General features: G+C 63.0%; 20 protein-coding genes and 1 tRNA gene. 14 read left to right on the forward strand and 7 right to left on the reverse strand.

Annotated elements, in window-relative coordinates; all coding sequences use genetic code 11:
* Positions 1–11: 11 nt before the first annotated feature.
* On the reverse strand, positions 12–1,319 hold the full coding sequence (locus C8J36_RS01245; RefSeq protein ID WP_245506419.1) for an alpha/beta hydrolase: 1,308 nt from the start codon (positions 1,317–1,319) through the stop codon (positions 12–14).
* Positions 1,320–1,556: 237 nt separating this feature from the next.
* Between C8J36_RS01245 and C8J36_RS01250 the strand changes: the two genes are divergently transcribed.
* Genes C8J36_RS01250 through C8J36_RS01275 form a run of 6 tightly spaced genes read left to right on the forward strand, consistent with a single transcriptional unit; the run spans position 1,557 to position 7,891 of the window.
* Complete coding sequence (locus C8J36_RS01250; RefSeq protein ID WP_132531749.1) at positions 1,557–2,618, forward strand: dipeptidase; 1,062 nt, start codon at positions 1,557–1,559, stop codon at positions 2,616–2,618.
* 41 nt (positions 2,619–2,659) lie between these two features.
* Positions 2,660–4,300, forward strand: a complete 1,641-nt coding sequence (locus C8J36_RS01255) for an ABC transporter substrate-binding protein (RefSeq protein ID WP_132531752.1) — start codon at positions 2,660–2,662, stop codon at positions 4,298–4,300.
* Between the two features lie 9 nt (positions 4,301–4,309).
* Positions 4,310–5,383 (forward strand): ABC transporter permease, encoded by a 1,074-nt coding sequence (locus C8J36_RS01260; RefSeq protein WP_165914917.1) that lies wholly within the window; start codon positions 4,310–4,312, stop codon positions 5,381–5,383.
* Complete coding sequence (locus C8J36_RS01265) at positions 5,380–6,309, forward strand: ABC transporter permease (RefSeq protein WP_132531755.1); 930 nt, start codon at positions 5,380–5,382, stop codon at positions 6,307–6,309. The genes C8J36_RS01260 and C8J36_RS01265 overlap by 4 nt, the downstream gene beginning before the upstream one ends.
* A complete protein-coding gene (locus tag C8J36_RS01270; RefSeq protein WP_062592058.1) occupies positions 6,306–7,139 on the forward strand; it encodes an ABC transporter ATP-binding protein in 834 nt (277 codons plus the stop codon). The genes C8J36_RS01265 and C8J36_RS01270 overlap by 4 nt, the downstream gene beginning before the upstream one ends.
* Positions 7,136–7,891, forward strand: a complete 756-nt coding sequence (locus tag C8J36_RS01275; RefSeq protein ID WP_062592061.1) for an ABC transporter ATP-binding protein — start codon at positions 7,136–7,138, stop codon at positions 7,889–7,891. Before C8J36_RS01270 ends, C8J36_RS01275 begins: the two co-directional genes overlap by 4 nt.
* A gap of 41 nt (positions 7,892–7,932) precedes the next feature.
* Here C8J36_RS01275 and C8J36_RS01280 read toward each other — a convergent pair whose 3' ends face one another.
* Both C8J36_RS01280 and C8J36_RS24725 read right to left on the reverse strand, forming a co-directional pair.
* Positions 7,933–8,928, reverse strand: coding sequence for an MDR family oxidoreductase (locus C8J36_RS01280; RefSeq protein WP_132531758.1), 996 nt, complete (start codon positions 8,926–8,928; stop codon positions 7,933–7,935).
* A gap of 119 nt (positions 8,929–9,047) precedes the next feature.
* On the reverse strand, positions 9,048–9,224 hold the full coding sequence (locus C8J36_RS24725) for a hypothetical protein (protein ID WP_165914918.1): 177 nt from the start codon (positions 9,222–9,224) through the stop codon (positions 9,048–9,050).
* Between the two features lie 460 nt (positions 9,225–9,684).
* Here C8J36_RS24725 and C8J36_RS01285 point away from each other — a divergent pair, with 460 nt between their 5' ends.
* The 4 genes from C8J36_RS01285 to C8J36_RS01300 all read left to right on the forward strand — a co-directional run bounded on the left by C8J36_RS01285 (position 9,685) and on the right by C8J36_RS01300 (position 16,629).
* Positions 9,685–11,502 (forward strand): methyl-accepting chemotaxis protein, encoded by a 1,818-nt coding sequence (locus C8J36_RS01285; protein ID WP_132531761.1) that lies wholly within the window; start codon positions 9,685–9,687, stop codon positions 11,500–11,502.
* A gap of 253 nt (positions 11,503–11,755) precedes the next feature.
* A complete protein-coding gene (locus tag C8J36_RS01290; RefSeq protein WP_132531764.1) occupies positions 11,756–12,490 on the forward strand; it encodes a LuxR family transcriptional regulator in 735 nt (244 codons plus the stop codon).
* 301 nt (positions 12,491–12,791) lie between these two features.
* Positions 12,792–14,567: a PAS domain-containing methyl-accepting chemotaxis protein gene (locus tag C8J36_RS01295; protein WP_132531767.1), complete on the forward strand. Its 1,776-nt coding sequence runs from the start codon at positions 12,792–12,794 to the stop codon at positions 14,565–14,567.
* 472 nt (positions 14,568–15,039) lie between these two features.
* Entirely contained in the window at positions 15,040–16,629 is a 1,590-nt protein-coding gene (locus tag C8J36_RS01300) for a globin-coupled sensor protein (RefSeq protein ID WP_132531770.1), read from the forward strand.
* Between the two features lie 142 nt (positions 16,630–16,771).
* Here C8J36_RS01300 and C8J36_RS01305 read toward each other — a convergent pair whose 3' ends face one another.
* The gene (locus C8J36_RS01305; protein WP_245506420.1) at positions 16,772–17,602 is read right to left on the reverse strand and encodes a carbon-nitrogen hydrolase family protein; all 831 of its coding nucleotides are present in this window, start codon (positions 17,600–17,602) and stop codon (positions 16,772–16,774) included.
* Positions 17,603–17,617: 15 nt separating this feature from the next.
* On the opposite strand from C8J36_RS01305, the gene C8J36_RS01310 reads away from it, so the two are divergent.
* Together C8J36_RS01310 and C8J36_RS01315 are read left to right on the forward strand one after the other, a co-directional pair.
* Complete coding sequence (locus tag C8J36_RS01310; RefSeq protein ID WP_132531773.1) at positions 17,618–17,899, forward strand: hypothetical protein; 282 nt, start codon at positions 17,618–17,620, stop codon at positions 17,897–17,899.
* Positions 17,900–18,137: 238 nt separating this feature from the next.
* Positions 18,138–18,356, forward strand: coding sequence for a hypothetical protein (locus C8J36_RS01315; RefSeq protein WP_132531776.1), 219 nt, complete (start codon positions 18,138–18,140; stop codon positions 18,354–18,356).
* Between the two features lie 134 nt (positions 18,357–18,490).
* On the opposite strand, the gene C8J36_RS01320 is transcribed toward C8J36_RS01315, so the two are convergent.
* Positions 18,491–18,685, reverse strand: coding sequence for a hypothetical protein (locus tag C8J36_RS01320; RefSeq protein ID WP_132531779.1), 195 nt, complete (start codon positions 18,683–18,685; stop codon positions 18,491–18,493).
* A gap of 180 nt (positions 18,686–18,865) precedes the next feature.
* Positions 18,866–18,942, reverse strand: a tRNA-Arg gene (locus C8J36_RS01325).
* A gap of 279 nt (positions 18,943–19,221) precedes the next feature.
* Between C8J36_RS01325 and C8J36_RS01330 the strand changes: the two genes are divergently transcribed.
* Positions 19,222–19,920 carry an SDR family oxidoreductase gene (locus C8J36_RS01330; protein WP_132531782.1) on the forward strand — a complete coding sequence of 233 codons (699 nt, stop codon included), beginning with the start codon at positions 19,222–19,224 and terminating at the stop codon, positions 19,918–19,920.
* A 70-nt stretch (positions 19,921–19,990) separates the two neighbouring features.
* On the forward strand, positions 19,991–21,544 hold the full coding sequence (locus C8J36_RS01335) for a cryptochrome/photolyase family protein (RefSeq protein WP_132531785.1): 1,554 nt from the start codon (positions 19,991–19,993) through the stop codon (positions 21,542–21,544).
* Between the two features lie 31 nt (positions 21,545–21,575).
* On the opposite strand, the gene iolG is transcribed toward C8J36_RS01335, so the two are convergent.
* Positions 21,576–22,571, reverse strand: coding sequence for an inositol 2-dehydrogenase (gene iolG, locus C8J36_RS01340; RefSeq protein WP_062592077.1), 996 nt, complete (start codon positions 22,569–22,571; stop codon positions 21,576–21,578).
* Positions 22,572–22,599 lie beyond the last annotated feature (28 nt).

Here is a 22,599-nt window from a genome sequence, read left to right on the forward strand (position 1 = left end):
CCATCTTCGCCTTACTGGCCCGTGGCCGTCTCCAGCGTGTTGCCGACGGATCGTCCGAGGCGGTCCACCTGACCGCGATAGTTTTCGCGTGTCTTCGGGTCGAAGATCAGGATCGGGGTGCTGACGGCGATGCTGGCGGCGCTGCCGACGGTCTGGGCGGTGCCGAGCGCGACGGCGCCGACGCGCTCGCCGAGGCCGACATCGCTGTCGGTCACGGTCTGGCCGGCGATCAGGCGGTTGCCGAGCAGTTTGACCACTTCCGGGCTTTCGGCGAACTTGCCGTGGTTGAGGCGGTCGCCGGTCTGGAGAGCTGTCAGGTCGAGAACGGTGATGCCGGCTTTTTCGAGATTGGTGCGATAGGGTTCCTGCGTCGGATCGATCTGGCCCAGTCGCTCGACATTGCCGGAGATGCGGCGCGAGATGGAGAGGGCGCGGTCGTCGCGCGAGACGAACAGGGTGAATTTGGGCTTGTTCGGGCCCATCGCTTCCCACTGCTTGCCGAACACGTCGACATCGAGATCGGGCGAGGCGAGGATGACGTTATTGATCTTCGGTGCCACGCGGCCATCGCGGATCGCCATCTGGCGCAGCGCTTCCACGGTAACCCAGGAGCCCATCGAATGCGCCATGATCGTCACGTCGGAAACGCGCGGGTCCTCGGCGGCACGGCGCAGCAGGGTTTCCAGCGCGTCGCGGGAATAATTGGTGCTTTCCTTGTCGTAGTTGTAGTCGAAGATGCTGGCGCGTGACGGCCATGTGAAGATGATCGGCGCCACGTCGGCGCGGCTGTCATGGACGATCTGCGCGAAGCGATAGACCGCATCCTCGTAGCGATTGTTGAAGCCGTGGACGAAGATCAGCACGCGGCGGCTTTTCGGCAGCGAGTCGCGTGTCCAGGTCTCCACCTCGGCGCGTTCGGCAAGCGGGGTCACCGAGACGGTCGAGAATTCCTTGGAGGGATCGGCGGGCAGGCGCTTCGGCCACTGGACCTGGCCGATCTTGCGGTTCTTGTCCGGGGGAATGGAGACGACGATCTCGGCCGCGGTCAGCTCGGTGCCGCGCTCGCCGCCATAGAGCATGCCGGCCTGCTTTGAGGGGGCGCGCGTCGTCGCGACGAGCATATCGACTTCCGTGGCGCCCGGTGCCGTGCCGGACGGGATGAGAACGCCGACAGGCCGGCTGGCGCAGGCCGACAAAGCAAGGGCCAGAGCGAGACATGCCGCCACGCGCAGGCGTCCACCCGCCCTCTGCAGGCGTCTGGAGGTGGACGGTGCCGGACGTCCTGTCCGCTGCTCTGTCATCATGACGGAACCCTTCATCTGTTCGTCCGAGACTTGCCAGATTTACAGGGCCACGGAAAACCGTTTCTCCGCCTATCAGCAATTGCACAGTTACCGTCACCTGAATGACACGGTCGCACGCGTCTGTGCACTGCCCAATTTGTTTGCAGGCGCAGTGTTGCCAGCCCTTCTGCCATTGTCTAGCATGCATTTTGCCGACAGGTTTCCGCCCGCGGAGACAGTGGCTAGCAAATTGTTTTGGAAGGTCTTTTTTCGATGCAGGCAGTGTTCGACGGTCATAATGACGTGCTTCTGCGGCTCTGGAGCCACGCACGGGCCGGGCACGATCCGATCGCCGAATTCCGGGACGGCACGGCATCCGGGCACATCGACGGCCCGCGTGCTGCCAAGGGTGGTCTCGCAGGCGGGCTTTGCGCCATCTATATTCCCTCGGGCGACCTCGTCCTCAAGCAGCCGGATGCAAACGGGCATTATGTCACGCCGATGTCGGCGCCGCTGGAGCGTGGTCCTTCGCTGGAGATCGCCCTGCAGTTTGCGGCGATCGCGCTGCGCCTCGATCAGGCGAAGGCCTGGCGGCTTTGCCGTACGACGTCGGAGATTCGCAAGGCGATGGCGGACGGGGTCTTTGCAGCCGTCCTGCATATGGAAGGTTGCGAGGCGATCGATGCCGATCTCGCCGCGCTCGAAACGTTCTATGCCGCCGGCCTCCGGTCGCTCGGCCCCGTGTGGAGCCGCCACAACATCTTTGCCCATGGCGTGCCGTTCGCCTATCCGATGGACCCGGACACCGGTCCGGGCCTGACGGATGCGGGTTTTGCGCTCGTTCGGGCCTGCGACAGGCTCGGCATCGCGATTGATCTCGCGCATATCACCGAGAAGGGTTTCTGGGATGTGGCGAAGACGAGCACCGCGCCGCTGATCGCCAGCCATTCCAACGCCCATGCCCTGACGCCCGTTGCCCGGAACCTCACCGACCGGCAGATGGATGCGATCCGCGACAGCGGCGGGCTCGCCGGCGTCAACTACGCAACCACCATGCTGCGCCCGGACGGGCAGGAGAATGCGGCGACGCCGCTGTCCGACATGGTGCGCCATATAGACTACATGGTCGAGCGCATGGGAATCGATTGCGTCGCGCTCGGATCGGACTTCGACGGTGCGACGATTCCGGCCGAAATTTCGGATGCCGGCGGAAACCAGAACCTGATTGCCGCTCTGCGGAGCGCCGGTTATGGTGAGGACGATCTAACCAAGATTTGCCGGGAAAACTGGCTGCGGGTTCTTTCCAAGGTCTGGCACGAGACCGACCAGGGCTGACGATCAACGGCCGTAAAGGCCAGAAAACAGGGAACAGAGCGATGATGCATTCTTTCGGTACGACGGTGCGGCGTTTGACGGCAGGGGCGGCCATCGCCCTCATCATGGCGGCAGCCGCACCCGCCTATGCCGAGACGCCGGCGGACACGCTGGTGCAGGCCTGGGCGATCGACGACATCATTTCGATGGATCCGGGCGAAGCCTTCGAAATCTCGACAGCGGAAATCACCGCCAACACCTATAGCCTTCTCGTTCGGCTCGATCTCGCCGACACGTCGAAGGTCAAGGGCGACCTTGCCGAAAGCTGGACGGTGTCGGACGACGGCCTGACCTTCACCTTCAAGCTGAAGCCGGGCATGACCTTTGCCTCGGGCAATCCGATCACTGCGGAAGACGTCGCCTGGTCGATCGAACGCGTCATCAAGATGGACAAGAGCCCGGCCTTCATCCTCACGCAGTTCGGCCTGAGCGGCGACAACGTGACCGAGAAGGCAAAGGCGGTCGATGCGACCACCTTCACGCTGACGGTGGACAAGCCCTATGCGCCGAGCTTTGTGCTCAACTGCCTGACGGCCACCGTCGGTTCGATCGTCGACAAGAAGCTCGTGATGGAACACGTCGCGCCTGTCGAGAAGACGGCTGATGTCAAGTATGATAACGACTTCGGCAATGCCTGGCTGAAGACGAACTTTGCCGGTTCCGGTCCGTTCAAGCTGCGCGAGTGGCGCGCCAACGAAGTCGTCGTCCTGGAGCGCAACGACACGTATTTCGGCGAGAAGCCCAAGCTCGCCCGGGTCATCTATCGCCACCTCAAGGAAAGCTCGGGTCAGCGGCTGGCGCTGGAAAACGGCGATATCGACATCGCCCGCAACCTTGAGCCGAACGACCTGGAATCGACGGCCGGCAAGGAGGACATCGTCCAGACCAGCGCGCCGAAGGGCACGGTGTTCTATTTCAGCCTCAACCAGAAGAACCCGAACCTTGCCAAGCCCGAGGTGGTCGAAGCCTTCAAGTACCTGGTCGATTACGACGCGATCGGCTCTACCCTGATCAAGGGCGTCGGCGAAGTGCACCAGACCTTCCTGCCCAAGGGCGTTCTGGGCGAATTGGATGAAAAGCCGTTCAAGTTCGACGTGGCCAAGGCCAAGGAACTGCTGGCCAAGGCCGGCCTGCCGGACGGGTTCACCGTGACAATGGACGTGCGCAGCAACCAGCCGACCACCGGCATCGCGGAATCGATCCAGCAGACGGCTGCTCAGGCGGGCATCAAGATCGATCTCATTCCGGGTGACGGCAAGCAAACGCTCACCAAGTTCCGCGCCCGCACGCACGACATCTATATCGGCGTCTGGGGTCAGGACTACTTCGATCCGAACTCGAATGCCGAAACGTTTACGATCAACTACGACAATGCCGACGACGGCAAGAACAAGACGCTGGCCTGGCGCAATGCATGGGACGTTCCGGATTTGACGGAACAGACGAAGGCAGCCCTGCTCGAAAAGGACCCGACAAAGCGCGCCGACATCTACAAGGGCTTGCAGAAGGCGGTTCTCGATCGTGGCCCGTTCGTCGTGATCTACCAGCAGACGGAAGTCGCGGGCGTTCGCAAGGACGTGAAGGACTTCAAGCTTGGTCCGAGCTTTGACACGACCTTCCTCGGTGGCGTCACCAAGGAATAGGCGACCCGCATGACTCTTCCAGAAACGTCGCAGATGGTGGCCGGGCGCTCGAAAGGCGCCCGGGCGCGGGGGCGGGCGGCCATCGTCGTCCGCTTCCTCGTGGTCATCGTCACCACCTATCTCGGCCTTCTCGCGGTCACCTTCTTCATCGGCCGGGTGATCCCGATTGATCCCGTGCTGGCCGTTCTCGGCGACCGGGCGCCCGCCCATGTGGTGGAGCGGGTGCGCGAGGAGATGGGGCTGAACCTGCCGCTCTATCAGCAATTCCTGCGCTATCTCGGCGATGCCTTGCAGGGAAATTTCGGCACCTCGGTGCTGACGACCAATCCCGTCATGACCGACATTCGCCGCGTGCTGCCGGCCACCTTCGAGCTTGCGACGCTCGGGACGTTGATCGGCAGTCTCATCGGCGTGCCGCTCGGCGTTCTCGCCGCCGTCAAGCGCGGCAGCCTGATCGATCAGGCGGTGCGCATCGTCGGGCTGATCGGCTATTCCGTGCCGATCTTCTGGCTGGCGCTTCTGTCGCTGCTGCTGTTCTACGCGCAGCTGCGCTGGGTCGCCTTTCCCGGCCGTATCGATGTCGTCTACGAATATACGTTTACGCCGAAGACCGGGCTTTTCCTGCTGGACTCGCTCTGGCAGGGGCAGTGGGACGTGTTTCGCGACGTCTTCCGCCATATCATCCTGCCGGCAAGCCTGCTCGGCTATGTGTCGCTGGCCTATATCAGCCGCATGACGCGCAACTTCATGCTCAATGAACTGTCGCAGGAATATATCGTCGCGGCGCGGGCGAAGGGGCTTTCGGAGACGCGGATCATCTGGTTTCACGCCTTGCGCAACGCCGCCGTGCCGCTGGTGACGGTGATTGCGCTGTCCTATGCAAGCCTGCTGGAAGGCTCCGTGCTGACGGAGACGGTGTTCGCGTGGCCGGGCATCGGGCTCTACATCACCAATTCCCTGCAGAACGCCGACATGAACGCCGTCCTCGGCGGCACGATCGTGATCGGCTCGATCTTCATCGCCATCAACATCCTGTCCGATATCCTCTACCGGACGCTCGACCCAAGGACACGCGCGCGATGACGGTCGTTTCTTCCGCCCCCATGAGCCGGCGCGACTGGCTGCTGTCCGATCGGCCGCAATCGCGGATGCAGGCGCGTCTCGGCCGGGCCTACATGACCTGGCGCCGCTTTTCCGCCAACCGGCTGGCGCTGCTCGGTCTCGGCATTCTCGTTCTTCTCATCCTCATGGCGATCTTTGCCGGTGCGTTGTCGCCGCATTCGCCCGTCGTCGGCGATCTGGCCGGCGCGCGTCTGCTGCCGCCGGGCTCGCCGGGCTATCTTCTCGGCACGGACGATCAGGGGCGCGATATCCTGTCACGGCTTCTGCACGGCTCGCGTCTGACGCTGTTCGTCATCATCCTCGTTGCCGTCATCGCGGCGCCGACCGGCCTCATCGTCGGGGCCGTCGCCGGCTATGCCGGCGGCTGGGTCGATGCGGTGCTGATGCGGATCACGGATATCTTCCTTGCCTTCCCGAAGCTCGTGCTGGCGCTGGCGCTCGTCGCGGCGCTGGGGCCGGGGATCGAGAATGCGGTGCTCGCCATCGCCGTGACGTCCTGGCCGCCTTATGCGCGCATCGCGCGGGCGGAAACCATGACGGTGCGCAATGCCGACTATATCGCCGCGGTGCGCCTGATGGGCGCGTCGCCGCTGCGCATCGTGCTTCTGCACGTGATGCCCATGTGCCTGTCATCGCTGATCGTGCGCATCACGCTCGATATGGCGGGGGTCATCCTCACGGCGGCCGGTCTCGGCTTTCTCGGGCTCGGCGCGCAGCCGCCGCTGCCGGAATGGGGCGCGATGATCGCGTCCGGCCGCCGCTTCATCCTCGACCAGTGGTGGGTCGCCACCATGCCGGGCATCGCAATTCTGCTCGTCAGCCTGGCGTTCAATCTTCTGGGCGACGGTCTTCGCGACGCGCTCGATCCGCGCGAGGCCGGACAATGAGCCCCTTGTTGACCGTCGAGGACCTGCGCGTCAGCTTTCCCACGCGCACCGGGCTGGTGGAGGCCGTGCGCGGTGTCACCTTCTCGCTCGGTCGCGAGCGCCTCGGGATCGTCGGCGAGAGCGGCTCCGGAAAATCCCAGACCGGCCGGGCCATCATGGGGCTGACGCCGCCGCATGCGAAGATTACGGCGAAGACGCTGAATTTCGACGGGATCGACCTCCTGAAGGCGTCGCCGGCCAAGCGCCGGGATCTGCGCGGCGACCGCGTGGCGATGATCCTGCAGGACCCGAAATACTCGCTCAACCCGGTGATGACCATCGGCCGCCAGATCGTGGAAACGCTGCGCACGCATCGCAAGATCTCCTCTTCCGAGGCGAAGGAGCGGGCGCTCGCCATGCTGGAGGCCGTGCAGATCCGGGACGCAGGCCGCGTATTCGACCTGCATCCGCATGAGGTCTCCGGCGGCATGGGGCAGCGGGCGATGATCGCGATGATGCTGATCGCCGAGCCGGAGCTGCTGATTGCCGACGAACCGACCTCGGCCCTCGACGTGACGGTGCAGCTCGATGTGCTCGCCATTCTCGACAGGCTGGTGGCCGAGCGCGGCATGGGGCTGATCTTCGTCAGCCACGATTTGCGGCTCGTCTCGTCCTTCTGCGACCGGGTGATCGTCATGTATGCCGGGCGCATCGTCGAGGAGATCGCGGCCGCCGACCTGCGCAATGCGCGGCATCCCTATACGCAGGGGCTGCTGTCCTGCATGCCCGAGATCGGCCAGGACCGGCATCCGCTGCCCGTTCTCGACCGCAAGCCGGAGTGGGCCTTATGAGCATTGCCGTCTCCGCCCACGACGTCACCGTCATCTACGAGGATTTCAAGGCGCTCGACGGCGTGAGCATCGCGGTCGAGAAGGGGCAATCCTACGGTCTCGTCGGCGAGTCCGGGTCGGGCAAGTCGACGCTTTTGCGCGCGATTGCAGGCCTCGCGCCCGTTGCTTCCGGCACGCTGGAGGTCAATGGCCGGAAACTGGAACCGCGCCGGCGCGACAAGGCCTTCTACCGTGACGTCCAGATGGTGTTCCAGGATCCCTATGGCTCGCTCCACCCCCGCCAGACGATCGATCGCCTGCTGCAGGAGCCGCTGGCGATCCACGGCATTTCCGATGCCGAGGCACGGATCGCGCGGGCGCTGGACGAGGTCGGCCTTGGGACCGGCTTCCGGTTTCGCTACTCCCATCAGCTGTCCGGCGGGCAGCGGCAGCGCGTGGCCATCGCCCGCGCGCTGATCGTCGAGCCTTCCATCCTGCTGCTGGACGAGCCGACATCGGCGCTCGACGCCTCGGTGCAGGCGGAGGTGCTCAATCTGCTGGAGCAGATCCAGCGCGATCGGGGCCTCACCTTCCTGATGGTCAGCCACGATCTCGGCGTCGTGACGCATATGTGCGACCAGTTGGCCGTCATGCGCAGCGGCCAGGTCGTGGAGCGCCTGAGCGCGGCCGATCTGGTCGCCGGCCGGATCACCGCCGACTATACGCGCAATCTCATGATCGCGAGCAAAGGCTTCGTCCGCACCGAAGCGTGAGGGAACGCCTGTTCCTTCGGGTGTCGAAAGTCGCCGTGGTCTCAGGCGTTGACGTCGATGACCACGCGGCCGCGGATGCGACCGGCAATAATGGCCTCGGCCAGTGCCGGGAGATCGGACATCGGCGCGACCGTCGTCATGCTGTCGAGATGGGCCGGGTCGAGATCGCGCGAGAGACGGCCCCAGGCGGCGAGGCGTTGCGCCCGGGTCGCATAGACCGAATCGACGCCGATGAGCGTGACCGCCCGGAGAATGTGCGGCATCACCGTGCCCGGGAGATCGGCGCCGCTGGCAAGGCCGCAGGCGGCGATGGCTCCGCCGCGCACGGTCTGGGCAAGCGCGTTGGCAAGCGTGGTCGAACCGACGGAATCGATGCCGCCGGTCCAGCGTTCCTTCTGGAGAGGCCCGGCCTTGTCCGCAAGCGTCGTCCGGTCGATGATCTCGCGGGCGCCGAGGGATTTGAGGTAATCCTCCGTTTCCGCGCGACCCGTCGATGCGACGACCCGATATCCGCGCGCGGCGAGAAGCGAGACCGCCACGGAGCCGACGCCGCCCGCCGCGCCTGTGACGAGAACATCGCCCTCGCCGGGCGCCATCGTGCCCCATTTTTCCAAAGCATCGACGCAGAGCGCCGCGGTATAGCCGGCGGTGCCGATGGCCATCGCCTGCTGCAGCGAGAAGGCTGCGGGGAGGGGGATCAACCACTCCGGCTTGACGCGCTGGAAGCGGGTGAAAGCGCCCCACTCGGTTTCCGACAGGCCCCAGCCGTTGAGGACCACCCGGTCGCCCGGCATCCATTCCGGCGAACGCGACGACACGACCGTGCCGGAGAGATCGACGCCGGCCACCATCGGCGTTCGCCGCGCGATCCGGCCCTTGCCGGTGACGGCAAGGCCATCCTTGTAGTTGAGAGTGGAATAGGAAATTTCGACGAGGACATCGTTGTCGGGGAGGTCGCTCTCCGAAATCTCGCGGAATGCAGCCTGCGCGCGACCATCGACGGTGTCGATCATCATGGCCCTGAATGTTTCGGTCATGTCGCTCTCCGGTCCCTTGGCGGTCTCCTCCGCCTTTCGTCCGTCATGCCATGTCCCGTGGCCTCATGCCAATGCGTCTTTCGGCGCATCCCGGCGTGCGTTGGGCCATGGGGCGGCCGTCAGGAGAAGAGCCAGACGATGCCGACGATGATGAAGGCCCAGAGGATCAGGGAAAGAAGAACGGCCAGGGAGAGCGCAACGAGCCGCAAGGTCGGGGCGAAGCGCGAGACCTCTTCCGGGCGACGTGTCGCCCATCCGAGAAAAGAGAATTCGCAGGAGAAGATCCAGGCTGGCATCATCGTTCCCGGCGCGTAAGCTGCAAAGACTTACATAACCAGAGGTTGGCCTCTGATGCAAGTGTGCGGACGCGGTTGCGTACCGATGCTCCTGCCGCTTACCCTGTTCTTGAGACTTAAAAGGACGGAAAATTGGATAGATGGCCAATTTGTCTTGAGAGTTCGACGTTGACAGCAACGTTTGGCGGCAGACACTCCGCCGGGACCCAAATTCCGGGGTTTTGACAGGCAAGGCGCGCTGATGATCAGCAAATCCCACTCCGGTTTCGTCACCTTAACTTTCGCGCCGCAGGAATATGCTGCATCGCAGCAATGTGGAGGGAATGCATGAGTAATTATGAAGTTACGTAACCTTAATGGTTTCGCCCAATAATAGGGTGATGCCGCGATGTGGGTCGGTTCCGTTGCGCTTTCCACGTCATGAGGACGGGTGGAGGCGTTTGTCCAGCACAGGTGTTTCGTGACGAGGCCATCCATCCGCACATCGCTTATCGCGATCTTTGCCGCTATCGCCGTTCTCACGGCCATTTTCTCCGTCGTCACGCTGCAGTCGCTGTCGAAGACGCGCGAAATTTCCGACAATGTCGTCACGGACGTGTTTCCCGCCGTGTCCGCGGTCAAGGATATCCGCATCGAGCTGGTGTCCATGCGGCTCGGCTATTTCCAGTATCTCGCGGCCCTGACGCCCGAAGCGACGAAAAAGGCCGAAACGCTTCTCGGCGAGGCGCGGCTGCGGATCGCACATGCCGTCGAAGTCTATACGCCCTATGTCGGCTCGGATGCCGAGCGCGCCCTTCTGAAGACGGTCACGGACAGCCTGGACGCCTACATCAAGGCCGGCGGCAACATGATCACCCTTGCCAAGGTCGGCAATTTTCAGCAGGCAAACAACATGCTGGAAGCGATGGGCGAGATCATCGTTCCGGCCCAGGTCGGGCTCGACGAGCTGATCGCCGAGAACACGGCACAGGTGACCGACGCGACGGAACTGATGCACCACACCTCTGCCGACGCCCAGATGATCACCTTCATCCTGATCGGTGTCGTCGCGACGCTTCTGGTCGTCTCCACCCTTTACGTCCTTCGCGGCATCGCCAGCCCGATCCGCGCGATCACGACGGCGATGACCGGCCTTGCCAAAGGCGATACCGACAGCGCCATCCCGTATTCGCAGCGCTCCGACGAAATCGGCCAGATGGCCGGCGCCGTCGAGGTGTTCCGTGTCGCCGCCGTTTCCAACAAGGATCTGCAGAGCCAGGCCGAAACCCTGCGCCGCGCGGCGGAGGCCGACCGCGAGCGTCTCGCGGCGGACGCCGAACGGGCTGCCCAGGCCCGGCTCGATCAGGCGACATCGAGCCTTGCGGACGGCCTGCGCCGTCTGGCGGCAGGCGATCTCTCCTTCCGTCTCGACGTTCCCTTCGCGCCCGATTTCGAAGCCCTGCGCCACGACCTGAACGCGGCGGTTTCCCAGCTCAACGAAACGCTTGCCGCGGTTGCGGTCGCTGCCGACCAGATCGACAACGGCGCTCGCGAAGTGAGCGAGAGTGCCAACGACCTGTCGCGCCGCACGGAACAGCAGGCGGCCTCGCTGGAGGAAACCGCAGCGGCGCTCGATGAGATCACCGCCAATGTCGGCCAGTCCTCCAAGCGCACCAACGAGGCGCGCGAAGTGGCGGTGCACGCCAACAAGAGCGCGTCCCGCTCGGGCGAGGTGGTTGCGGAAGCCGTCACCGCCATGGGCCGTATCGAACACTCCTCAAGCCAGATCTCCTCGATCATCGGGGTGATCGACGAAATCGCGTTCCAGACCAATCTGCTTGCCCTGAATGCCGGTGTCGAGGCGGCCCGGGCAGGGGAAGCCGGCCGCGGCTTTGCCGTGGTTGCGCAGGAAGTGCGCGAGCTGGCCCAGCGATCGGCCAAGGCAGCCAAGGAGATCAAGGATCTGATCCGCAACTCGACGGCCGAAGTGGAAAGCGGCGTGAAGCTCGTTCGCGACACCGGTGACGTGCTGAAGACCATCGAGGTGCACGTCGTCGAGATCAACGGCCATATGGAGGCCATCGCCACCTCGGCGCGCGAGCAGTCGACCGGCCTTGCCGAAGTCAATATCGCCGTCAACCAGATGGACCAGGTGACGCAGCAGAACGCCGCCATGGTGGAAGAGACCAGTGCCGCGGGCAGCACGCTTGCCAGCGAAAGCGCCCGCCTGCGGGAACTCATCTCCCACTTTACGCTGGCCGGCCGCTCTTCAACCGCGCATCAGCGTTACGCCGCCTGACATCAACACGCTTCAAACACCGAACCGGTCGAGCCTTCTCGGCCGGTTTTGTCGTTTCCGAAGCCGGGAAAGATACAGCGTATGACGGGGGCGCTGGAGACGCGTCGATGCCGTTCTGGAATGGCCGGTCCGGCAGGGTCGGGGGGCAACCGGAACGATGTGATAGACGAGGATGACGAACACGGTTAAGGTTTTCGTCATATTCCGCCACCAGAGGTGTTTCCGTCTCTGTTTCTAGAGTTGCAACAGTCCCATGCCCGTGAGCCCACTTTCGATCCTCGAGCCGAACGCACTGAACGACTATGCCGATCTGAGATCCGTGCCCAAGCAGCGCTTCTTCGGCAAGAATGACCTCGTCGATCGCTTTCGGCTGGCCGTTCCGTTCGATCACATCATTATCAGCGGTCTCGACGTGGATCATTATCGGTTCGGGACCGGCTTCTCGATCGATACGGATCTCCCGCCCGCCTTTCTCGAAATCTACGAGGCGGACAAGCTTCCCGGCATCGATCCGTTTCTCCAGGCGGGCAAGAATTCTCGAACCGTGGTCGTGGAGAGCGAGGTTTACGCGCTGCACGCACCACCGCCTCGCCTGGCCTACCTCCAGCAAACGTTCGGGGTCCACAACCGGACGCTCGTCCCCATCTTCCGCAACGACATTGCCTATGGCGCGATCTGCTACACGCGGTCGATCCCCTTCACGCTCGACGAGATCCGGTTTCTGGAACTTGTTTCGGAGCTGATCCATACGGCCGTGACGAAGCCGCTCGTGGAGCGCTTTGTGGCTGACCAGATAGGGCTGACGAAGGGCGAACTCGCTTGTCTGGAAGCCGCCAGCCGTGGTCTGACCAGCGAGGCCATCGCCATGGAAACCGGCTTTCAAAGCGACACCGTGAACAGCTACATCAAATCTTCCGTCAAGAAGCTCGGCGCGACGAACCGGACGCAGGCAATCGTGGAGGCCTTGCGCAGACGCCTGATCGCCTGACTGTCGCGTCTATGCGCCTCGAAGTCACGTTCGTTTTTGCGCATAATCCAAAACGAATCTGACAGATATCTGTTTTAATTTATCATTATTGTTTTTAGCCTAATTTAGGGGTCTGCACGATCCGATGGTTTCGGTGACGGCACTTCAGGCTGCAGTGGACCCGATCCTTCACTCCCTTCCAGGTCTTTCCGAGGGCGATCTTTGACCTCACGGGAACACGCTGCGTTATCGTGGTGGCTTTTTCAACCGGTCCGATCGCTGTTCGAAGATCCATTTGATCCTCTGATGCAAAGGAATCGGCATGAAATTTTCATTTTCCAGACGTCAGGGCGCAGCTGCGATCCTGGCCGCGATGGACAAGTCGCAGGCCATCATCGAGTTCGATATGAAGGGCACGATCCTGCACGCGAACGCCAATTTCTGTTCCACCCTCGGCTACACGCTGCCCGAGATCGTCGGTCGCAACCACAGCATGTTCGTCGATCCCGAGGAGGCCGCGTCGCCGGCCTACAGCGCCTTCTGGGCGTCGCTCGGCGCGGGGAAATTCGATCAACGCCAGTACAAGCGGATTGCAAAAGGCGGGCGGGACGTCTGGATCGAGGCGTCCTACAATCCGGTCTTGCGCGGGTCGAAGCCTTACAAGGTGGTCAAGGTCGCAACCGATATCACCGCATTCAAGCTGAAGACGGCGGAAGATGCCAGCAAGCTTGCCGCCGTCTCGCGCGCTCAGGCCGTGATCGAATTCACGCCGCAGGGCGACGTCATCACCGCCAACGAGAACTTTCTGACGACGCTCGGCTATCAGCTCTCCGAGATTGAGGGGCGGCACCACGCCATGTTCTGTGATCCCGCCACGGTGGGCGGCCCCGAATACCGCGCGTTCTGGGACCGGCTGCGCGCCGGCGAATTCGTTGTGGAAGAGTTCAGGAGGATCGGCAAGGGCGGCAGGACGGTGCATATCCAGGCGTCCTACAATCCGATCTTCTCTATGGATGGCAGCGTCGTCAAGGTGGTGAAATTCGCCACCGACATCTCGGCGCGCGTCGAAAACGTCCAGCGCCTGGGCGAAGGGTTGCAACGGCTCGCGGCCGGAGATCTCTGTCAAAACATCGACAGGTCCTTCATCCCTTCGCTCGACCAGCTGCGCACCGACTTCAACGGCGCGGCGGACCGGCTGAAATCCGCCATGACCTCCGTGGGTCATAATGCCGAAGCCATCGCCTCTGGCGCCAACGAGATGCGGTCGGCCGCCGACGACCTCGCCCGGCGCACGGAACAGCAGGCCGCATCCGTCGAGCAGACGGCCGCCGCGCTCGAGGAGATCACGCAGACGGTGGCCGACTCCAGCCGCAGGGCCGGCGAAGCGGGCAAGCTGGTCGCGGATACGCGCGCGAACGCCGAGCAGTCGGGCGCGGTGGTGAAGACGGCCATCATCGCGATGGGGGAGATCGAGCGTTCCTCGCGCGAGATCGGCAACATTATCGGCGTCATCGACGATATCGCCTTCCAGACCAACCTGCTGGCGCTGAACGCCGGCGTGGAGGCGGCGCGGGCCGGAGAGGCCGGCAAGGGATTTGCCGTCGTCGCCCAGGAGGTTCGCGAGCTTGCGCAGCGCTCCGCCAAGGCCGCCAAGGAGATCAAGTCGCTCATCAACCTCTCGAGCGAGCAGGTCAAGACCGGCGTCGTGCTCGTCGGCCAGACCGGAAAGGCGCTCGAGGTGATCGTCGGGCAGGTGCACGAGATCAACATGAACGTCGCCGCCATTGTCGAGGGGTCCCGCGAGCAGGCGACCGGACTTGCGGAAATCAACACGGCGGTCAACACCATGGACCAGGGGACGCAGCAGAATGCCGCCCTCGTGGAGCAATCCACCGCCGCCAGCCATGGACTTGCGGGGGAGGCGGATGCGCTGTTCGACTTGATCCGGCAGTTCAAGGTCGATGAAAGAGGCAGGGCCGACCATGGGGCGACGCGGCCGGCGACGCGTCACCAGAACGCCGCCCGCCCGCCCGCTCGACAAGTTTCGCGTGGCGCGATCGGGACGGCGGCGCTCAAGGAAACCTGGGAGGAGTTCTGAGGATCATCCACCGAGCGCAGCTCGGTCGGGCCCTGGTTGGACTTCCGGCGTGGATTCGACGTCCGGCGTGGATGCCCATGTCGGACGATGAACATGGGGCGTGTCCGGCCTGGCCCGGGTTCCACCGTGCGAACTAAATTAAATGCTCACAAATGCAATCGGTATTAGTGCGTATATAATTACGTAATCTTGTAGTTTCATATTAACGCGACATTAAGCATGTTGCCCTAGTTTCGAAAGTCCAGACAGGCGCAGTCGCGCCGCCCGCCCCTGATCGCGGTCTGGCGCCGATTGAAGCGTCGCCATCGCGTCGCCAGGCGAGCTCCTCCAGACATGTTTGCCCCTTCAAGGAGATGCAGGATCGCCGGCCGCCGCGCCGTCGGCTCCGACCGTCTTCTGGATCGCGCAGCCGTGTCTTGCGCGGGAGCGCTGCAACAGGATCTGCGGGAGCAGAGGTCGAAAGGGCACGAACATGACCAAGGCAAAACCTGAAACTGCCATTCTGAACGAGCGACTGGACTTTGTCGGCCTGCTTGAACCGCAGCGCCGCAACCTGGCCGCGCTCGCCCCGACCATCAATGCCTCGCTTGCGGGTGCGCTCGAGATCTTCTACGCGAAGGTCCGGCATCATCCGGACACGGCGAAATTCTTTTCCGGCGACAGCCATGTGGCGCAGGCCAAGAAGCGGCAGGCCCATCACTGGGAAACGATTTCCTCCGCGAAATACGATCAGGCCTATATCGACGAGGTGACCCTGATCGGCCGGACGCATGCCCGGCTGGGTCTGGAGCCGCGATGGTACATCGGCGGTTACGCTTTGATGATCGAGAACATCGTGCGGGCCGTGATCGACAAGGAACTCGACGGATTTCTCGTGCGCAAGAAGCGCGCGAAGCTCGGCGACGACGTGACCACTGTGGTCAAGGCGGCGCTGGTGGATATGGACTATGCGATTTCCGTCTATCTCGACGTTCTCGCCGGCGAGCGGGCCAAGGCCGAAGAGCGACAGGCGGTCCTGAAGGCCGAGCAGGACGAAGCCCTTGCCGCGCTGGGCGAGGCATTGGCTGCCCTGTCGAACGGGGATCTGACCCGTCCCGTCCACCAGGCGCTCGCCTCCAGCTTCGACACCATCAAGACCGATTTCAACGGCTCCATCGAGACGCTCGGCAGCGCGATGTCCGAGATCCTGCAGGCCGTCGGCTTCGTGCTCGCCCAGTCCTCCGAAATCGCCGCGGCGACGGACGACATGGCCAAACGGACCGAACGCCAGGCCGCGGCGCTTGAAGAAACGGCAGCAGCCCTGGAGGAGATCAGCTCGATTGCCCGCCAGTCCGAGACGCGGACGGCCGAGGTCCAGTCCGTGGTCACGGTGTCGGCTTCGGAAGCCGCAGCCTCCGGCAAGATCGTGGAAGAGGCGGTCCAGGCGATGAGCGATATCGTACAGTCGTCGAGCCAGATGAACGATATCATCGCCGTCATCGACGAGATCGCGTTTCAGACCAATCTTCTGGCGCTGAATGCCGGCGTCGAGGCGGCTCGCGCCGGCGAGCAGGGCAAGGGCTTTGCGGTCGTTGCCCAGGAAGTTCGCGAGCTCGCCCAGAGATCCGCCCGCGCCGCAAAGGAAATCAAGGAGTTGATCGCGCGCTCCTCGCAGGATGTCGCCCGCGGCGTGGCCTTGGTCAACACGACCGGCAAGGCCCTGAAGAGCATCGGCGGCCAGGTCGAGGCGATCGACGAACACATGACCTCGATCGCCCAGTCATCCCGCGAGCAGGCGACCGGCATCGCCGAGATCAACATCGCCATCGGAAGCCTCGACAGCATTACCCAGCAGAACGCCGCCATGGTCGAGGAGACCTCCGCCTCGACGGTCAAGCTCTCCTCTGAGGCCGAGCGTCTCTCCGACCTCGTCGCGGCCTTCCGCACCCCGTCCGGCAACGCGACCCGCGCGCCCGAAACCCGCTCCGCTCCCGCACGCCAAACCCCCCGTCCGTCGCCTCAGCCCGCGACGGGATATGCGACGGAAAAGAAGATCGCGAACGGCGGTTGGTCGGAATACTGATCGATGATGGCCAGCCCGAGCGGTTTTGCGAGCCGCTCGGGTGGTGGCTGGAACGACATATCGCCGTGTTGCGGGCGTCAGCTTGCCGCAGCTTTTTCGCTGCTCCTGGCATGAAGCGAAGAAGCCTTTACGGCTGAATTGGTCATCGGATGCGACGAAACCATTCCTTCTCTCGAGCGGCTTTCAGGTCGTCGAGATCGAAGTCTGCATAGACGACGGCCTGTTGCTTGCTCCCCATGGCGAGAATTTGGCCCGACGCACCGACTGCAAAGGAATGTCCGTCATCTTTCGGTTCGGGGTAGTTTGCGACGGCCACTCCGATCACGGACTGGAAAGCCATGGCGCGGACCCCGGCAACACGGATGTCCCCCACCTCGACATCATCGACCAGAGGGCTGCTGTTCGGCACAAGAACGATCTCTGCTCCAGCACGAACCAGATCGGATGCAACGTCTGGAAACTCGCGGTCCATGCATATCATGATCCCGACCGAAACCGGCCCGCAGCGGGTGTCGAGCCGAGAAACCGAGGAACTGTCTCCCGGCGCACAGGCTTCTTCGGGCACGTCGAAAAAACAGATGTGCCGCTTTCTTTGGTGAAGGACGATATCACCGTTACGATCGATCAACACGGCCGCATTGAATGGTTTGGGCTCCGCCTTTTCGAGAAAAGTCGCAACGACTGCGATCTCTGCCCTCCGCGCGGCAACACGAAATGTTTCGATAAAGGCTCCCTGCAGATCGACGGCGCCATCGAGCCATGAAGCACGCGCGGAAGCGTTGCGAGGATCGAATTTGCTGTATCCATTCGAAAACATCTCAGGAAACACGATGAGATCTGCAGCCGTGTCGGCCGCGCTGTTGATGACGGCATCAATGTCGGCATCCGACAGAACTTGGGCAAGTGCGACCCGAAAGGTTTTTGTCGACATACGCGTCTCTTTCTCAGCGGCCGCGGCCTCGGACTTCGCCATTCAGCGGTCTACGCCATGAGCGGACATTCGGTCGGTTCTGGGTCCAGCACATGCCCTTGGGGCTTCGACATCTCCTGGCAGCGCACCGCCGTCGAACCACGGCGGACGCCGGTGTTTCATCAGCGGCCGGCGCGTTTCGGTGTAGGCCCGGAGGTCACCAGGACGCTCCCGGACCACCGCAATCTGGCGGCGACGCAGCGCTACATCGATGTCCGCGACGACATGATGAAGGCGGCGGTCGAACTGACGATCCTTAGTTGTGCGTTTGAGGACAGTGTCTGTACTGACCACGTCTAATTACAGTCTTTTCTGCATGCGCTCTGCCAGCTGATGGTCCGGCCCGAACTCCAGACTGCATGCCGTCTGCGATGGAAAAGGTTGCTCTCTTGTCTGCTTTCGAGCAGAGACCAGAAGAGCGAATACAGCAAGTGAAAACTGGAATATCAATTCAATCAATGATTTAATGGCGCACCCGACATGCGCCATTCCCTTTTCCGGCGACATCCGGAAAAATTCGATAATAGGAAGGGAATGCATGATGCAGCACGTCAGGGCGACCGCGCCGGCGCGCAAGCTGCGAACTCGCGGCACCACGTCTCCTGGCATCCTCGCGTTCCGCCGGCAGGAACTGGAGCGGTGGATCGATCAGGCCATTGCGCTGCTGGATGACCTCGATGGCGATCCGGACTTGGAGCCCGAGGTCGAGGAGTCCAATGGACATGAGGGCAGTGCAGAATGGAGCCGGCAGCCATGACGCTTTTCAGAATCTGTGCAGCGTTGCTCTTGCTCAAGGCCTCTAGGAGGCTGTTCGAAATCGCAGAAGGGATCATCGAGCGTTACTAGCGGGAGGCAAGGCATTAAGAGGCAAGCGCGGGTTGATGTGAACGCTCAATCCCCTTGCTGCTCGATCCATTGCAAAGCCTCTTCACGACTTTTGAAGCTCTGATCATTCGAGACTTTGTACCGCTTGACGCCATCAACATTCACTATGTCTCCGACCTCGAAAAAGGCATGAACGCTTCCGCCTTTATGGGCGATGGTCTGTTCCTGAATATAAAAGCGGCCGTATTCCTCGATACACATCCCGTCATCCAATAAGATTTGCGTAGAACTACCACGGATTGGAAGGCAGCGCGAGCGGGGCAATATCCGAAAGCGTCCTAGTAGGTGCTGCACATTCCAGCGTTGATTGGGGGAAGAAATGAGGTAAGGTCCGAGTTGACGATCCCAAAACGGCAGAAAAATCAGTCATTTAGGAAAAAATGGCGCACCCGACAGGATTCGAACCTGTGACCTTTGGAATCGGAATCCAACACTCTATCCAGCTGAGCTACGGGTGCAGCAACCGACTTTGCCGGGTGGATGAGGGGTTCATAGCTCAGGTTCGGGTCGGCATCAATGGGGAAGAGGGGGATTGGTGGAAAATCCGCGCGGGGCGGGTCGGAGATGGAGGGGATCGGCGATCCGGTTGGAGGGGGCGAGCGTAGATAGGGTCAGATTTGGATGACGAAGCGTGCGGAGGCTCGCCGGGATGGCCGGGTCGATGCGGCGCAAGTGTCGGGCCAATGCCGGGCCAGGGCAGGGCCAGGGCCGGGCCAATGCCGGAATTGGGAGGGTGGATGCCGGGGTTTCAGCAAGGATATCGGGCGGTGGTTCTCGGGGCGAGCGGCGGCATCGGGTCTGCGGTTCTGGCTGCGCTTCAGGACGATCCGCGGTGCGGCACGGCGGTGGGGCTGTCGCGGCGGGATGACGGGATGGATGTGACCGACGAGGTGTCGGTTGCCGCCGCCGCCCGGCGCATCGGCGATGGTTTCGGGTCGGTGGATCTTGTCTTCGATGCGACGGGGGCGCTGGAGATCGAGGGACATGGGCCGGAGAAGGCGATCCGGGCGATCGACCCCGCCATCATGGCGCGACAGTTTGCCGTGAACGCGATCGGGCCGGCCCTGCTGATCAAGCATTTTGCGCCCTTGCTGCCGCGGGATCGGGCCTGCGCCTTCGCGACGCTCTCGGCGCGGGTGGGGTCGATCGGCGATAACCGGCTTGGCGGCTGGATCTCCTATCGCGCGGCGAAGGCGGCGCTGAACCAGATCGTGCGCACGGCATCGATCGAGATCGCGCGGACATGTCCCCAGAGCGTCGTCGTTGCTTTGCATCCCGGTACCGTGGAAACCGGGCTGACGGCCACGCATGGAAAGCACGCCGACAAGATGATGCCGGCAGCGGCGGCGGCAGCGCTTCTCTCGGTGATCTCCGATCTCTCGCCGGCCCAGACCGGGCAGTTCTTTGCCTATGACGGAACGGCGATCGTATGGTAGCGGCGCGGTCTGGCTCTGGAATGTGGGAGGGGGCTGGCGCTTCGCTGTGCGGAGAAGGGGCGTGCGTGAGATGAGCGACAGGAAAGTCCGCAAGCTGATCGTCATCCTCGGGGACCAGCTGTCGCCGGAGATGTCGAGCCTCGGAGAGGCGTCCGCGCAGGATGTCGTGCTGATGTGCGAGGTCATGGAGGAGGCGCAGTATGTGCGGCATCATCCAAAGAAGATCGCCTTCCTGTTTTCGGCCATGCGCCACTTTGCCGACGATCTCCGGGCGCGGGGGCTGACCGTGCGCTATGTCCGCCTGGAGGACGAGGGGAATACCGGGTCGTTCGGGGGCGAGGTCGGGCGTGCGGTGTCGGCTTTGCGGCCGGACAGTGTCGTCGTCACCGAGCCGGGCGAGTTTCGTGTTCTGGATATGATGAACGGCTGGCAGCGGGCGTTCAACGTGCCTGTCGAGATCCTCGACGATGACAGATTTCTCTGTTCCCGATCCGCGTTTGCAGCCTTTGCCGGCGGGCGGCGGCAGTTGCGGATGGAGACGTTCTACCGGGAGATGCGCGTCAAGACCGGGCTCCTGATGGAGGGCGACACGCCGGCCGGCGGGCGCTGGAATTTCGACGCCGAAAACCGCAAGCCCGCAACGCTCGATCTGTTCTCGCAGCCGCGAAAAGGGTTCAAACCGGATGCGATCACGCAAGAGGTGCTGGCGCTGGTCGGGCGTCGCTTTTCTGCGCATTTCGGGCGGCTCGAGGGGTTCGATTTCGCTGTTACCCGGAAACAGGCGGAGACGCTGCGCGACCGGTTCATGGCCGACCATCTGCCGCGGTTCGGCGAGCGGCAGGATGCCATGCTGTCGGGCGATCCCGTTCTCAGCCATTCGCTATTGTCGTTCTACCTCAATGCCGGATTGCTCGATCCGCTCGATCTCTGTCGCCGGGCCGAAGCCGTCTATCTCGCGGGCGACGCGCCGCTGAATGCGGTCGAAGGCTTCGTTCGCCAGATCATCGGTTGGCGCGAATATATCCGCGGGGTCTACTGGCTGAAGATGCCGGATTATCGCGAGATGAATTTTCTGGAGGCGGATCGGGCGCTGCCGGATTTCTACTGGACGGCCGAGACGCGCATGGCCTGCCTGCGGCAGGTGATCACGGAAACGCGCGACAATGCCTATGCCCACCACATCCAGCGGCTGATGATCACCGGCAATTTCGCCATGCTGGCCGGCGTTCGCCCGCTGGAGATCCACCAATGGTATCTGGAGGTCTATGCGGATGCCTATGAATGGGTGGAATTGCCGAATGTGATCGGCATGAGCCAGTTTGCCGATGGCGGGTTTCTCGGCTCGAAGCCCTATGCGGCCGGCGGCAACTACATAAATCGCATGTCGGATTATTGCGAAGGCTGCGCCTATGACGTCCGCAAGAAGACGGGAAAGGATGCCTGTCCGTTCAACGCGCTCTATTGGGATTTTCTGGCGCGTAACGAGGACAAGCTGAAGGGCAACCACCGGCTGGGCCCGGTCTATGCCGCCTGGGGGCGCATGAGCCCCGAGCAGAAAAGGGAAACGCGGCAGAGCGCCCGGGCATTCCTTGCGGAACTGGACGCCCTGCCGAAGACCTATTGAAGGCTTACCCCCCGTGTCGGCCGTTGAAGGCTCAGACCTCGACGGCGACCTGGCGCTTTTCCTTGACGGAGCGAAGCGCGGCTTCGGCAAGGGCGAGTGCCGCCAGGCCGTCCGCGCCTGAAGGTGCGATTTCCGTGCCGGTCTCGATGGCGGAAATGAAGCTTGCGATCTCGTTGGCATAGGCCTGGGTGTAGCGCGTCATGAAGAAGTCGTGCAGGGGCGGGCGGGTGTAGCCTTCGCCATTGGCGATCTCGATCGACACGGCGCGCTGGTTTTCGGCGGAAACGACGCCCTTGGAACCATGCACCTCGATCCGCTGGTCGTAGCCATAGGTGGCGCGGCGCGAGTTGGAAATGATCGCCTGCTTGCCGGTGGCGGTTTCCAGGATCACCGAGACGCTGTCGTAATCGCCGGCGGTACCGATCTCCGGATCGACCAGCACGGCGGCATGGGCCGTGACGATGGTCGGCTCTTCGCCGAGGAGAAAGCGGGCCATGTCGAAATCATGGATGGTCATATCGCGAAAAATACCGCCCGAGCGCTTGATGTAATCCACCGGCGGCGCGCCGGGATCGCGGGAGATGATCGTGACCATTTCCACATCGCCGATGCGACCGTCGTCGATGGCCTGGCGCACGGCCATGAAATGCGGATCGAAGCGGCGGTTGAAGCCGACCATCAGCTTGCCGCCGGTGGCAGCGACGGTCTTCAGGCAATCGCGAACGCGGCCGACATCCAGATCGATCGGCTTTTCGCAGAAGATCGCCTTGCCGGCGCGGGCAAAACGCTCGATCAGGTCGGCATGGGTGTCGGTGGGGGTGCAGATGACGACGGCGTCGATGTCATCCGCCGCTTCGATCGCCTCGATGGTGCGAACCTCGCAGCCATAGCTGTCGGCAATCGCCTGTGCGGCCGCCGGAAATGCGTCGGCAACGGCAACGAGCCGCGCATGGGCGTCGCCGCTCACGGCCTTGGCATGGACCTTGCCGATACGGCCGGCGCCGAGGAGACCAAATCTCACAGTCATGTTACCACTTTCGATAGATCGGCCCTGA

Source organism: Rhizobium sp. PP-F2F-G48, assembly GCF_004342335.1.
GTDB lineage: Bacteria > Pseudomonadota > Alphaproteobacteria > Rhizobiales > Rhizobiaceae > Ferranicluibacter.